The sequence below is a fragment of the Collinsella sp. AF39-11AT genome (assembly GCF_003474585.1).
Taxonomy (GTDB): Bacteria; Actinomycetota; Coriobacteriia; order Coriobacteriales; family Coriobacteriaceae; genus Collinsella.
Map to the genome: position 1 here is coordinate 19,253 of NZ_QROG01000001.1, position 12,739 is coordinate 31,991.

Sequence of the window (12,739 nt, forward strand, 5' to 3'; positions counted from 1 at the left end):
GCTACTCCTCTACAATCTCGACAAGGTGCTTGACCTTGAAGATCATGCCGCGGACGGACTCGTTGTCAGCAATCTCGCGAACCTCGCGGATCCTGTGGAGACCGAGGGCACGGACAGTACGGACCTGGTCCTGCTTGCAACCGTTGGTGCTGCGGACCTGCTTGATCTTGATGGTGTCAGCCATGCTTAGTTCTCCTTACCGACGAACATCTCGGAGACCGTCAGGCCACGGCGAGCCGCGACGTCCTCAGGGCTGGAGAGCTCCTTGAGGCCCTCGACGGCAGCCTTGATGATGTTGAGGCCGTTGTCGGTACCGAGGGACTTGGACAGGACGTTCTTGATGCCAGCAAGCTCGAAGAGGGGACGCACAGCGCCGCCGGCGATAACGCCGGTACCCTCGACAGCGGGCTTGATGATGATGCGGCCGGCACCAAAGTGGCCGAGAACCTCGTGCGGGATGGTGCCCTGCTCGGTCACCGGCACGTGGAACATGTTCTTCTTGGCATCGAGAGACGCCTTGGAGATGGCCAGGGGCACCTCAGCGGACTTGCCCATACCAACGCCGACGTTGCCCTTGCCGTCGCCAACGACGACGAGAGCGACGAGGCTCATGCGACGACCACCCTTGACGGTCTTCGACACGCGGTTGATGTAAACGACGCGCTCCTCGAACTCGGAGGCCTCGCGCTGCTGCTTCTGATTACGAGCCATGTGCTACATACCTCCTAGAACTCGAGACCGGCGGCACGAGCACCGTCGGCGAGGGCCTTGACGCGGCCATGGTAGATACGGCCACCGCGATCGAAGGCGACCTTGGTGATGCCGGCCTCGATGGCACGCTTGCCAACGAGCTGACCGACCTTCTCCGCAGCCTCCTTGTTCGAGGTGTGGGTGCCCTTGAACTCGGCCTCGAGGGTCGAGGCAGAGACGAGCGTCAGGCTGGAGCCCTTGCTGTCGTCGATGATCTGGGCATAGATGTTGGCGTTAGTACGGGTCACGCGAAGACGCGGACGCTCGGAGGTACCCGAGACCTTGCCGCGAACACGACGCTGACGACGCTTGAGGCCTTCCAGCTTCGCCTTATGCTTGTTCATACGTAAACTCCTAAAAAGGTTGATCTTGCCAGCACCTGACGGGGTGCTGGTCTTATGCGAGTGAGTCGGTTACGACTACTTGGCGGCCTTACCCAGCTTGCGGCGGATGTGCTCGCCAACGTAGTGGATACCCTTGCCCTTGTAAGGCTCGGGAGGACGATGGCCGCGGATCTCAGCGGCGATCTGACCGACCTGCTGCTTGTTGATACCCTTGACGTTCACGTGGGTGTTGTCGGGAACCTCGAAGGTGATGCCCTCGGGAGCCTCGACGATCACGGGGTGCGAGAAGCCCAGGGAGAACTCGAGGTTCTTACCCTTCTGCTGCACGCGGTAACCGACGCCGGCGAGCTCGAGCTTCTTCTCGAAGCCCTCGGAAACGCCAACAACCATGTTGTGGATGAGGGCGCGGGTGAGGCCGTGGCGGGCACGGGTCTCACGCTCGTCGTCGGGACGGGAAACGGTGAGGACGTTGTCCTCGACGTTGATAGCGAGCTTCTCAAAGACATCGAGCTCGAGCTGGCCCTTGGGGCCCTTGACGACAACGTTGTTGCCGTTGACTGCCACTTCGACTCCGGCGGGAATCTGGACAGGCTTATTACCGATACGAGACACGGTGATCTCCTTTCCTTCTACCTACCGAGCGAATTACCAGACGTAAGCGATGATCTCGCCGCCGACGTTGTGCTTGCGAGCATCGCGGTCGGTCATGACGCCATGGCTGGTGGAAATAATGGCGGTACCAAGGCCACCGCGGACGCGGGGCATGTCGGCAACGCCGGTGTACTTACGCAGGCCCGGCTTGGAAATGCGGCGGATGCCGTTGATGACCTTAGCCTTCTTGGGACCATACTTAAGCGTGATGTGCAGAGTCTTCTGGGGAACGGTGTCCTCGACATCGTAGCCCTCGATGTAGCCCTCCTCGTGCAGAACACGAGCGATCTCGACGAGCTTCTTGCTGCTCGGCATGGAGACCGTGGCCTTGTTCACAGAGTTAGCGTTACGGATGCGCGTAAGCATATCTGCGATCGGGTCTGTAAGGTTCATACAGATTCTCCTTCGTTCTTGATGAACACGTGCTCTTGGTTCTTCGCCGCCCTTAACGGCAAAGCCTTTTTAGCGCGTTTTCCCTGTTCCAAACTGATGCTTGAAACGCTGGTAGTGACTTACCAGCTGGCCTTCTTAACGCCGGGAAGCTCGCCCTTGAGTGCAAGCTCGCGGAAGCAGACACGGCACAGGCCGAACTTGCGGTACACAGAGTGCGGACGGCCGCAGCGCTGGCAGCGCGTGTACTCACGAGTAGAGAACTTCTGCTTGCGATTGCACTTGACGATCATCGATGTCTTAGCCACTTATATCCTCCTCACATAGAGTATTGTTCGCCCCAAGCGCCGCCCCCTTCTGGGAACGGCGCTCATAGGGCAGGTGAACCTATTTCTTGAACGGGAAACCGAAGGCGTCCAGAAGGGCCTTGGCCTCCTCATCGGTGTTGGCGGTGGTCACGAAAGTGATGTCCATACCACGCTGGTGATCGACGGAGTCGAAGTCGATTTCGGGGAAGATGAGCTGCTCGGTGACGCCCATGGAGAAGTTACCACGGCCGTCGAAGCTCTTGGCGGAGATGCCGCGGAAGTCGCGGATACGGGGGATTGCGACAGAGGTCAGACGATCGAAGAACTCCCACATACGGTCGCCACGCAGGGTAACCTTGCAGCCGATCGGCATACCAGCGCGCAGGCGGAAGGTAGCGATGGACTTGCGGGCACGGGTGATCATCGGCTGCTGGCCGGTGATGGCGCGCAGGTCGCGCACGGCACCGTCGATGGCCTTGGAATCGGTAGCGGCCTCGCCGACACCCATGTTCACGACGATCTTCTCAAACTTGGGGATCATCATGACGTTCTCGTACTGGAACTTGTCCTGAAGCTGCTGCTTGACCTCGTTGTTGTACTTGGTCTTCAGACGCGGCACATACTTCTCTTCTGCCATTGTTCACTCCTTCTTGGGGTTTTAAGCACGGGGCGTGGCCACGATGGGTTGTCCTCGTGCCTCCTGGCTGCATCCGCGCCGCTCATGGCATTACGCGGTTTGGACTCGACACAGCAGGAGCCGACAAAACAATCGGTACTATACGCGCATCGGGAGCGTTTTTCCAGAAAAACCTCGTCTGCCTGCACAACTCCACAACTCCCCCGCACAAACCGATCCGCATGCGACGGAGGAAAATGACAGTTGCGGTGAAATAGGGACTGTTTGACGGCTTAACTGGCTTAAACAGCCCGCATTTCACCGCAACTTATTGATGGGGATGCGACTAGCGCTTGCGGGGGACGAGTTTGGTGCGGCGCAGGTGGATCATCTCGGCGGCGATGGAGATGGCAATCTCCTCGGGATCCTCGGCCTGGATGGCAACGCCGATCGGCAGGTGCAGCTCGTCGATCTGGTCCTGCGTAAAGCCCTCCTGCTCCAAACGGGCGCGCACAAAGGCCGTCTTGCGGCGCGAGCCCAAGCAGCCCAGATAGGCGGGTTTAGCGCGCATGGCCTGAATCACCACGTCGATATCGGACTTGTGGCCTGCTGTGGCCACGACCACCAAGTCGCGCGGGCCGATGGGGCACTGCTTGCTCAGGTTCTTGTAATCGACCAGGCGACGATCGTAGACACCGGGCACCCATTCGGGCGTCAGCGTGCCGGGGCGGTCATCGCACGCCACAACGGCAAAGCCCGCCGCCGTGAGTACGCGCGCCGTCGCAGCGCCCACGTGTCCGCAGCCAAAGATGTAGGTCAGGCCCTCGGGGCAGAGCGTCTCGATGTGCGCCGGGGGAATCTCGGAGGCGGCGTTGGTGTAGGTGACCTTACTCCCCTCCTCCACCAGCGAAAGCTCGGGGCAGCCCGCAATGGTATGGCGCGATGCCCCGCCATGGTACTCGGCCACATCGCCCTCGAGCGCGTTTGCGATAAACGGTTCAAAGTCGATGACGAAGTCGCCGATGCGTCGATACGCCAAGACGTCGGCAACCGACTGGAACAACAGCACCTGCGATACATCCAGGTGCAGATAGCACAGGCAGATGGCTCCGCCGCAGATCATGCCGGTATCGGAGTTCTCGCCGCCCATGGTGTAGCGGACCAGACGCGATTGCCCTGCGGCCAGCAGCTCGCGCGCCTCGTTCAGCGCAAAGAGCTCGATCTTGCCGCCGCCGATGGTACCTGCTTGGCTGCCATCGGCAAAGACGGCCATCCAGGCGCCCACGCCGCGCGGCGATGACCCTGCCGTGCCGGCAACTACCACCAGCTCGCACGTCTTACCGGCCTTCAGAGCGCCAAGCGCAGCATTCACCACATCGAGCTTTTCCATTGCAATTTCCTATCCCTGGAATACACCGGTGAGCATGGCGAGCGCCTCGAGCACGCCGCCGCCGACCGACGTCGCCTTGTCCGAAATATAGTTGATATAGCTGGCATCGCCGCGCGGGTCGACGTCGGCACATTTAAAGCCCTCGGTCACCTGAACGCCGTCGGCCAAAAGGCCGCGCAAGCAGCCATCGATCTGCGTGCACATGGGCGTATCGCCCGCGTAGCCAATCACGTCCCCGGCGCTCACGATATCGCCGATCGCATGGTCGGACCTAAACACACCGGCAGCGGGGCTGTGGATAACACGTTCCTTGCCATAGCCGGCGATGACACCCGGCACGCCCGTGTTGGGCTGGGGCGAACCTTGGGTAATGACACGGCCGAGAAAATGCCCGCGCATGGTCTCGACCACGGCGTCGCAATCGACCGGCGCGGTAAAGCCCGGCCCCACGGCAATGACGGCAGGCGCCATGTCGCGCGTGGTGCCCAAGTTGCGCTTGGCCAAAATCGCGTCGACCACAGCCGCGGGTTTCAGCTCGCCGAGCATCTTGGCCTGAGGGTCCACCACAACGGCGACGTCTCCGGCCTCGGTAATCTCAAGCGCCTCAGCCGGCGTCTGCGCCAAGCGAGCGCGAATGCCTTCGACCTCGACCTCGCCCAGGCGAATGGCCTCGCAAAAACTAATTGTGCGGCGGATGCACGTGGGAACCGCGATATCGGCCATAACGACCGACACGCCGGAGCGCACCAAACGGGCAGCGACGCCCGTGGCGATATCGCCGGCGCCGCGAACATAAACGAGCATTCCCGGGGCACCTCCCTGTGCTACGGTTTGAGCAGAGCAAAAGCGGTTCGACCGCTGCTCTGATGATTATTTATTATCACAGTATTATACGGCGGTGAACATATGGAAACGGTTAACGGTAATCTTGCCTCGGCGCTCAGGATCGAGCCGGGCATTACCGCGATTATCGGCAGCGGCGGCAAGTCGACCTTGCTCAAGACGCTGAGCCTTGAGCTTATGCGCGCTGGCGGCCGCGTGCTCCTCTGCACCACCACGCATATGTTTCCCGTCGCCGGCGTGCCGTGGGACGGATCGAGCCGTCGTCTGGACGCCGCGCCCTGGAAGCCAGGTGCCCTACACGCCCCAGGCTGCACCTGCGAGGCCTGCGCGGGGCTTGTGCGGGGAAGGATCTGCCAAGCAGGTGTCTTGGACCCCCAGACGGGCAAGCTCTCCTCCCCCGCCGCGCCGCTCGACCAGCTGGCGCAGCGCTTTGACTACGTCCTGGCCGAGGCGGACGGCAGCAAGCGGCTCCCGCTCAAGGCGCACGCCGCCTGGGAGCCGGTAATTCCCGCCGCCACGGCAAACGTTGTCTGGGTCGTCGGCGCCTCGGGGCTCGGCAAGCCCATCAACGAAGCCGTCCACCGCCCCGAGCTCTTCTGCGAGCGCTGCGGCTGCGAGCCCACCGACGCTGCCACCCCAGAGCGCGTCGCCCAGGTGCTCAATGCCGAGCTGCAGATGCTGAACCTCAACAATGCCCGTATCATGCTCAACCAAGCCGACACGCTTGCCGACCCAACAATGGCAGATCGCTTCGAGGCAACCCTCAACCGCCCCCTCATCGCCACCAGCCTCCAGGGGTAGCAAATTTGGGACGGGGCTCTTTTTGCTACCCCGTCCCAAAAAATCATCTCCCAAATTAGCTACCCCGGCGGTCTTCCCGTTAGCGGGGCACGTAGCGGCCGGGTTGGGCTCCGGTGGGCTCGCCGTCGCGCGCGGCCAGCACGCCGTTCACAAACACGGCCTTGGCGCGGCCATGTGCCTCAAAACCCTCGAGCGGCGTGTAGTCCACAGCCTGATGCTGCATCGCGGCACTGATCGTCCAGCGCGCCTTGGGATCCCACACGCACACGTCGGCATCGGAGCCCTCGGCAAGACAGCCCTTGCGCGGGTACATGCCAAACACGCGCGCCGGGTTCTCGCTCATCAGGCGGCAGAGGTCCTCGGGGCCCAGCTGTCCCTCAAAGCTCGTGGCAATCGCGACGGGACGATGCTCCACGCCGGGCCCGCCGTTGGGAATCGCGCGGAAATCATCGCGTCCTCGGTCCTTTTGCCCGTGCAGGTTAAAGCTGCAATGATCGGTCGCAATAGTATCGATCTCGCCAGCCACAAGCGCCTCGCGCAGCGCGGCACGGTCACCGGCATGGCGCAGCGGCGGGCTCATCACGTACTTGGCGCCCGCAAAGCCGTCCTCGCCCTGCTCCAGATAGCAGGTGTCGTCGAGCATCAGATACTGAGGGCATGTCTCGACATAGATGTTCTTCTGCCCGCGCGCTTTGGCAGCGCGAATGGCCTCGAGCCCCAGCTTGGTCGAAAGGTGCACCACGTTGACCGGAGCGTCCCCGGCCAAGTGCGCCAGATACAGCAGGCGGCTCACGGCCTCGGCCTCACACACGTCCGGACGGCTGAGCGCATGGCCCTCGGGCCCGTGGATACCCTGCTCAAACACGCGCTTCTGCAGCGCGTTGACCAACGTGCCGTTCTCGCAATGCACGCACAGGATACCGCCCACGCGCTTGAGCTCCTCCAGCACCTCGAGCGTCTCGGCATCGTCCAGGCGCAGATGGTCGTAGGCAAAGTAGGTCTTAAACGACGACACGCCCGCCTCGCGCATGGCCGAAAGATCGGCGCGGTTGCGCTCATTCCACTCGGCAAGCGCCATATGGAAGGCATAGTTGGCGGTGCAGGTGCCGTCGGCGCGATGACGCCACTCGACCAAGGCATCGGGCATGGTCACGCCGCGATCGGCCGTCGCGTAGTCCACAATGGTCGTCGTGCCGCCGCAGGCAGCCGCGCGCGTGCCGGTCTCAAAGCTATCGGCTGTCCAATCCATGCCGGTCCAGCACTGCATGTGCGTGTGCCCATCGATAAAGCCCGGGAACACCCAGCAGCCCGCAGCATCCTCGACGGTATCGCCCTCGGCCGGCTCAATCGCCGCGGCAATCCGCACGATCTTATCGCCATCCATGGCAAGATCGGCGCGGCGAAGCCCCTGGGGCGTCACGAGTGCGCCGTTTTTGATGATGATCATAATTGCTCCTTATTGATTGATGCAGTTGGCCACGCGATCAAAATACGAGCAGGCGGCGATATGCTCCGTTATGCGTCGCTGTCCCTTGACGGTATCGACGTCCCACAGCTCGTAGGCACGCGCCTCGACCAGCACCACGTCGGTACGGTCCTTGAGGATCGAACCGCCGCCGTCCTTACCCTCAAGACACATAAGTGCATCGAACAATTCCGCCGGAAAGAGCACCGGGCTCGAAGGCTCGCCGTTGCACGCAAGACGCACCGGATGATTGCGGTCACGCTCGTCAAACGCACGAACCATACCCTCAAAAGAATCCGAACTCACAAGCGGCTGGTCGCCCGGCAAAAAGAGGCAGCCTTTCCAGTTGCGTTCGACTCCCCACGAAAGGCCCGCACGGACGCTTTCGCTGCGCAGTTTGCCATCGTGCAGCACACACGGGCAATGCTTGTCCTCGCAAATCTGGGCGACCTCGGGCCAACGCGTCGAAACCACGACGTCAAAGCCCCGGGGAACCGAATCAATGGTCCGGGCAATCAGCGGCTTGCCATAGATATCGGCAAGCATCTTGTTAGAGCCAAACCGCTTGCCCTCGCCCGAAGCCATAATGACGCAACCAAGTTTCATGGCGATACCTCCCCTGAAGCCATCGTACCCATAACTCGCGTCGCGGGGCATCTACATCGAAAGCGCTTATCCCGCACGCCCACGATGCAAAAAGGGGCACCCCGCCGGTTGGCAGAGCGCCCCCTTTACATGGCTTACCCCAGCGCGGCTTTAGGCCTGGAACCAACGGGCGGTGTTGCGCTCGTCGAGGGCCTTGAGGGTAGCGGCGGGATCGGCAACCTTCTGCAGGAACATCATGGCTGCGATGGCGTACGGCTTGTAGCTGGCCTCCTTGTACATGCCCACGCGGTGCATGTCAAAGACGTCGGCGTTGACCTCGCCGTGCTCGCAGGAGACACCGGAGATGTCGGCGGGCAGCGGGTGCATAAAGATGGTGTCCTGGCCGTTGGCGGTCTTCTCCATGAGCTCGGTCGTGGAGCACCAGTCCTGATGGGTGGCGTTCTGAGCGAGCAGCTCCTTCTCGAGCGCTGCGATGCCGGCGTCGTCGCCCTCGGCGTACAGGTTGGTACGCTTCTCCATGGCGGCAAACGGAGCCCAGCTCTTGGGGATCACGATGTCGGCGCCCTCGAAGGCCTCGGCCATGGTGTTGACCTGCTTAAAGGTGGTGCCGGACTCGGCGGCATAGCCCTTGGCGCGCTCGACGACCTCGGGCATGAGGTCGTAGCCCTCGGGGTGGGCCAGGGTGACGTCCATGCCAAAGCGGGGCAGCAGGCTGATCAGCGACTGCGGGCAGGACAGCGGCTTGCCGTAAGAGGGCGAATAGGCCCAGGTGACGGCAACCTTCTTGCCCTTGAGGTTCTCAAGACCGCCAAACTCGTTGATGAGGTAGAGCATGTCGGCAGAGGACTGCGTGGGGTGATCGGAGTCGGACTGCAGGGAGATGAGCGTGGGACGGTGATCCAGAACGCCGTCCTCGTAGGCCTGCTGGACAGACTCGGAGACCTCGGCCATGTAGGCGTCGCCCTTGCCGATGTACATGTCGTCGCGGATGCCGATGACGTCGGCCATGAAGGAGATCATGGTAGCGGTCTCGCGGACGGTCTCGCCGTGAGCGATCTGGGACTTCTTCTCGTCCAGGTCCTGCAGCTCGAGGCCGAGCAGGTTGGCGGCCTTAGAGAAGGAGAAGCGCGTACGGGTGGAGTTGTCGCGGAACAGGGAGACGGCCAGGCCCGAGTCGAAGATCTTGGACGAAACGTTGTTCTCACGCAGCTCGCGCAGGGCGTCGGCAACGATGTAGAGAGCCTTGAGCTCATCGGTGGTCTTATCCCAGGTGTGCAGGAAGTCGCTGCCGTACATGCCCTTAAAATCGAGGCCGTTCAGCTGCTCGACGAGCTCGGTAAACTTGGCGTCCATGTAAATATCCTTTCCATAGATGAAACGATCGCAATGAGTAGATGTGCTCCGGCATGCGCGTGTGGCTAGAACATGCAGAGCGCTATGACGAGGACCCGCTACCGTTGAGGAAGCATGGGAGATAACGACCGCGGGCCCCAAGTCAACAGGGGGTGCCGGGGACACAGGCTGTCCCCGGCTCAACAAGATCGAGGAATGGGACTAGTCGATCTTGTTGTTGGTCAGACCAGCGCGGAACACGGTAGCGTCGCCATCGGCCTGGCTCGGATCGTAGAGGTTCAAAGCAGCAACATACATGGCGGCAGCGGTGACCAGGTCGTCCTTGTAGGTGACCTCGTTGGGAGCGTGAGCCTGAGACTCGGCACCCGGGCCAAAGCCAACGCAGGGGATGCCATAGCGGCCCTGGATGGAAACGCAGTTCGTGGAGAAGGTCCACTTGTCGCACAGCGGACGGCCGGTGCGCTTGTCCATGCTGGGCTCGCAGCCGATGCGCTCGTCACCGAACATGGCCTTGTGGGCGTCGACGAGGGCCTTGACGTGCGGAGCGGTCTCCTTGTTGATCCACGTGGGGAAGTAAGCCTCGGTCTCGTAGACCTCGCCGGTCCAGGACGGACGGTCGTACATGTACATGGAGACCTTCACGTCGTCGCCGTACTTCTTGGCGGCCGGCAGGTTGCGGATCTCGTCCAGGCAGGACTCCCAGGTCTCGCCGGCGGTCATGCGACGGTCGATGGAGATGGCGCAGGAGTCAGCGACAGCGCAGCGGCTGGGGCTGGTGTAGAAGATCTGGCTGACGGTGCAGGTGCCGCGGCCCAGGAAGCGGGCGTCCTCAAAGTGCTCGGGGTTGTACTTGGGGTCGAGCATCTTGACGAGGCCCTTGATGTCGGTCGACTCGTCGCAGCCGTTGTTGTTGAGGGCGCGGACGTCGGCGATGATGTCGGCCATCTTGTAGATGGCGTTGTCGCCGCGGTCGGGAGCGGAACCGTGGCAGGAGGTGCCGTGAACGTCGACGCGGATCTCCATGCGGCCGCGGTGACCGCGATAGATGCCGCCGTCGGTGGGCTCAGTGGAAATGACGAACTCGGGCTTAATGCCGTCCTTGTTGTAGATGTACTGCCAGCACATGCCGTCGCAGTCCTCTTCCTGGACGGTGCCGACGACCATGATCTTGTAGCCCTCGGGGATGAGGCCCATGTCCTTCATCATCTTGGCAGCATAGGTAGCAGAAGCCATGCCGCCCTCCTGGTCGGAGCCGCCGCGGCCGTAGATGATCTCGTCGGTTTCGTAGCCCTCATAGGGATCGGCATCCCAGTTCTCGATGTTGCCGATACCGACGGTGTCGATGTGGGAGTCGATGGCGATGATCTTGTCGCCCTCGCCCATAAAGCCCATAACGTTGCCCAGGCCGTCGACCTTGACCTCGTCATAGCCAAGGCTCTCCATCTCGGCCTTGATGCAAGCGACAACCTCACCCTCCTCGCAAGACTCAGAGGGGTGGCTAATCATTGCGCGAAGAAAACGCGTCATATCAGCACGATGGGACTCAGCCGCAGCCTTAATGGCATCAAAATCGAGTTCTTTAGTCATAACAGTCAACCTTTCTACAAGGGTTTACCTACAGGTAGATATTTCAGATAGATCACTTGTGCCAAGCGGCGTGAGGTTGAGCACCCCACAAGCAAGTAACCATAGGAGGCGGACGGAGGACTTTGCTCCGTCGCGAGTTCCGCACGAGCCGGAGAGCACTTAATGTGCTCTCCGTGCGAGCAGGACTGTCCGAGCAGGGAGTAAAGTCCTCCGGCTGCCTCCGGACAGGTCAGTCTGCTAGCAAGTGGGGTACTCGCCCTCCCAGACGATGCGACGGTACTGATCCGGGTCCGTGTCACCTTCCGTGGAGAAGCAGAGCACGGAGCTTGTCTTGTCCAGACCGATGAGCTCTTTGAGCTCGGCGTACTCGGGATCGAGCATGAGGGTCTCGACCAGGCCGGTGGTCACGGCGCCGGACTCGCCGGAGATGACGCGCGGGTCGCCCTTCTCGGGAGCGCCCAGGGTGCGCATGCCGCGAGCGGTGACCCAGTCGGGGCAGGACACGAAGGCGGTGGTGTGGTTGCGCAGGATATCCCAGCCAAGGATGTTGGGCTCGCCGCAGCACAGGCCGGCCATGATGGAGGGCATGTCGCCGTCCACGATACGCGGGTCGCCGTCGCCGGCGGCAGCGCCCTTGTACAGGCAGGCGGCCGGTGCGCACTCAACCACGACGAAGGTGGGCGGGTTATCGGGATACAGGTTGGTGAAGTAGCCCACCACGGCGCCGGCCAGCGAGCCCACGCCAGCCTGGACAAAGACGTGCGTCGGGCGGTTGATAGCCATCTCGCGCAGCTGCTCGGCAGCCTCGGAAGCCATGGTGCCGTAACCCTCCATGATCCAGGACGGGATCTTCTCGTAGCCCTCCCAGGCGGTGTCCTGAACGATGACGCCGCGCTCGCAGGCGTCGGCCTCGGCGGCGGCCATGCGCACGCACTCGTCGTAGTTGACCTCTTCGATGGTCACCGTGGCGCCCTCGGCGGCAATGTTATCGAAGCGGGGCTTGGTGGAACCCTTGGGCATGTGCACGACGGCCTTCTGGCCCAGCTTGTTGGCAGCCCATGCCACGCCGCGGCCATGGTTGCCGTCGGTGGCGGTAAAGAAGGTAGCCTGGCCAAAGTCCTCGGCCAGCTGATCGGAGGTCAGGTAATCGAAGGTGCAGTCGGCAACGTCCTTGCCGGTCTCGTCGGCAATATAGTTGGCCATGGCAAACGAGCCGCCCAGGACCTTAAAGGCGTTGAGGCCAAAGCGATAGCTCTCGTCCTTAACGCACAGGTTGGACAGGCCCAGGCGCGCGGCCTGGCCGTCCAGGCGGGCAAGCGGAGTAACGGTGTACTGAGGGAACGACTGGTGGAAGGCGCGGGCCTTCTTCACGTGGTCGAGGCTCATGATTCCCAAGTGCTTGTCATCGCTCTTGGGCATCGTGTTGCCCGCCCACTGGATCTTATCGGCCATACGGTGAACTCCTTAAGTCCTCTCTTGCCGGCCCCCGCATACGCGTTTCAGCCCGATCCCATTCACACGGCTGAACTTTTATGTGGATGCCAAACAAAAAGTTTGTTAGTAATGTTCTATCACACTTTTTGATTGGATAACCTAACAAATTGTTAGTTGCCGCAATCGGTACCTTTTCGCCGC

15 protein-coding genes are annotated in these 12,739 nt (G+C 61.8%); 1 reads left to right on the forward strand and 14 read right to left on the reverse strand.

The genetic code is table 11. The features are described 5' to 3' along the window. Position 1: 1 nt before the first annotated feature. From rpmD to yqeB, 9 genes are all read right to left on the reverse strand, one after another. Positions 2-184, reverse strand: a complete 183-nt coding sequence (gene rpmD / locus DW037_RS00105; protein WP_006235266.1) for a 50S ribosomal protein L30 — start codon at positions 182-184, stop codon at positions 2-4. Between the two features lie 2 nt (positions 185-186). Then, the gene (gene rpsE / locus DW037_RS00110; RefSeq protein WP_055252236.1) at positions 187-711 is read right to left on the reverse strand and encodes a 30S ribosomal protein S5; all 525 of its coding nucleotides are present in this window, start codon (positions 709-711) and stop codon (positions 187-189) included. A gap of 14 nt (positions 712-725) precedes the next feature. Continuing rightward, on the reverse strand, positions 726-1,094 hold the full coding sequence (gene rplR / locus DW037_RS00115) for a 50S ribosomal protein L18 (protein ID WP_006235264.1): 369 nt from the start codon (positions 1,092-1,094) through the stop codon (positions 726-728). A 75-nt stretch (positions 1,095-1,169) separates the two neighbouring features. Continuing rightward, positions 1,170-1,706: a 50S ribosomal protein L6 gene (rplF, locus tag DW037_RS00120; protein WP_006235263.1), complete on the reverse strand. Its 537-nt coding sequence runs from the start codon at positions 1,704-1,706 to the stop codon at positions 1,170-1,172. 33 nt (positions 1,707-1,739) lie between these two features. Next, positions 1,740-2,138, reverse strand: coding sequence for a 30S ribosomal protein S8 (gene rpsH / locus DW037_RS00125; protein WP_006235262.1), 399 nt, complete (start codon positions 2,136-2,138; stop codon positions 1,740-1,742). Positions 2,139-2,257: 119 nt separating this feature from the next. Beyond that, positions 2,258-2,443, reverse strand: coding sequence for a type Z 30S ribosomal protein S14 (locus DW037_RS00130; protein WP_022094280.1), 186 nt, complete (start codon positions 2,441-2,443; stop codon positions 2,258-2,260). Positions 2,444-2,522: 79 nt separating this feature from the next. Next, complete coding sequence (rplE, locus tag DW037_RS00135; RefSeq protein ID WP_006235260.1) at positions 2,523-3,080, reverse strand: 50S ribosomal protein L5; 558 nt, start codon at positions 3,078-3,080, stop codon at positions 2,523-2,525. A 325-nt stretch (positions 3,081-3,405) separates the two neighbouring features. Continuing rightward, entirely contained in the window at positions 3,406-4,449 is a 1,044-nt protein-coding gene (locus tag DW037_RS00140) for an XdhC family protein (protein WP_118372614.1), read from the reverse strand. A 9-nt stretch (positions 4,450-4,458) separates the two neighbouring features. Then, positions 4,459-5,253, reverse strand: a complete 795-nt coding sequence (gene yqeB / locus DW037_RS00145; protein ID WP_117583042.1) for a selenium-dependent molybdenum cofactor biosynthesis protein YqeB — start codon at positions 5,251-5,253, stop codon at positions 4,459-4,461. Positions 5,254-5,355: 102 nt separating this feature from the next. Between yqeB and yqeC the strand changes: the two genes are divergently transcribed. Further along, the gene (yqeC, locus tag DW037_RS00150; protein WP_118372615.1) at positions 5,356-6,093 is read left to right on the forward strand and encodes a selenium cofactor biosynthesis protein YqeC; all 738 of its coding nucleotides are present in this window, start codon (positions 5,356-5,358) and stop codon (positions 6,091-6,093) included. Positions 6,094-6,172: 79 nt separating this feature from the next. Here yqeC and hydA read toward each other — a convergent pair whose 3' ends face one another. The 5 genes from hydA to dpaL all read right to left on the reverse strand — a co-directional run bounded on the left by hydA (position 6,173) and on the right by dpaL (position 12,556). Continuing rightward, positions 6,173-7,540 carry a dihydropyrimidinase gene (gene hydA, locus DW037_RS00155; protein WP_117583044.1) on the reverse strand — a complete coding sequence of 456 codons (1,368 nt, stop codon included), beginning with the start codon at positions 7,538-7,540 and terminating at the stop codon, positions 6,173-6,175. Positions 7,541-7,549: 9 nt separating this feature from the next. Next, positions 7,550-8,164, reverse strand: a complete 615-nt coding sequence (locus DW037_RS00160; RefSeq protein WP_158551618.1) for a nucleotidyltransferase family protein — start codon at positions 8,162-8,164, stop codon at positions 7,550-7,552. 150 nt (positions 8,165-8,314) lie between these two features. Further along, positions 8,315-9,517, reverse strand: coding sequence for a knotted carbamoyltransferase YgeW (gene ygeW / locus DW037_RS00165; protein WP_055252229.1), 1,203 nt, complete (start codon positions 9,515-9,517; stop codon positions 8,315-8,317). Positions 9,518-9,718: 201 nt separating this feature from the next. Next, positions 9,719-11,104, reverse strand: a complete 1,386-nt coding sequence (locus DW037_RS00170; protein ID WP_099432046.1) for a YgeY family selenium metabolism-linked hydrolase — start codon at positions 11,102-11,104, stop codon at positions 9,719-9,721. A 237-nt stretch (positions 11,105-11,341) separates the two neighbouring features. Continuing rightward, complete coding sequence (gene dpaL / locus DW037_RS00175; RefSeq protein ID WP_117583046.1) at positions 11,342-12,556, reverse strand: diaminopropionate ammonia-lyase; 1,215 nt, start codon at positions 12,554-12,556, stop codon at positions 11,342-11,344. Between the last annotated feature and the right edge of the window lie 183 nt (positions 12,557-12,739).

Excerpts from the sequence above, each read along its gene's own strand:
- rpmD (WP_006235266.1), bottom strand. The coding sequence starts at position 184 with ATGGCTGACACCATCAAGATCAAGCAGGTCCGCAGCACCAACGGTTGC.
- rpsE (WP_055252236.1), bottom strand. The coding sequence starts at position 711 with ATGGCTCGTAATCAGAAGCAGCAGCGCGAGGCCTCCGAGTTCGAGGAG.
- rplR (WP_006235264.1), bottom strand. The coding sequence starts at position 1,094 with ATGAACAAGCATAAGGCGAAGCTGGAAGGCCTCAAGCGTCGTCAGCGT.
- rpsH (WP_006235262.1), bottom strand. The coding sequence starts at position 2,138 with ATGAACCTTACAGACCCGATCGCAGATATGCTTACGCGCATCCGTAAC.
- rplE (WP_006235260.1), bottom strand. The coding sequence starts at position 3,080 with ATGGCAGAAGAGAAGTATGTGCCGCGTCTGAAGACCAAGTACAACAAC.
- DW037_RS00140 (WP_118372614.1), bottom strand. The coding sequence starts at position 4,449 with ATGGAAAAGCTCGATGTGGTGAATGCTGCGCTTGGCGCTCTGAAGGCC.
- yqeB (WP_117583042.1), bottom strand. The coding sequence starts at position 5,253 with ATGCTCGTTTATGTTCGCGGCGCCGGCGATATCGCCACGGGCGTCGCT.
- yqeC (WP_118372615.1), top strand. The coding sequence starts at position 5,356 with ATGGAAACGGTTAACGGTAATCTTGCCTCGGCGCTCAGGATCGAGCCG.
- hydA (WP_117583044.1), bottom strand. The coding sequence starts at position 7,540 with ATGATCATCATCAAAAACGGCGCACTCGTGACGCCCCAGGGGCTTCGC.
- DW037_RS00160 (WP_158551618.1), bottom strand. The coding sequence starts at position 8,164 with ATGAAACTTGGTTGCGTCATTATGGCTTCGGGCGAGGGCAAGCGGTTT.
- ygeW (WP_055252229.1), bottom strand. The coding sequence starts at position 9,517 with ATGGACGCCAAGTTTACCGAGCTCGTCGAGCAGCTGAACGGCCTCGAT.
- DW037_RS00170 (WP_099432046.1), bottom strand. The coding sequence starts at position 11,104 with ATGACTAAAGAACTCGATTTTGATGCCATTAAGGCTGCGGCTGAGTCC.
- dpaL (WP_117583046.1), bottom strand. The coding sequence starts at position 12,556 with ATGGCCGATAAGATCCAGTGGGCGGGCAACACGATGCCCAAGAGCGAT.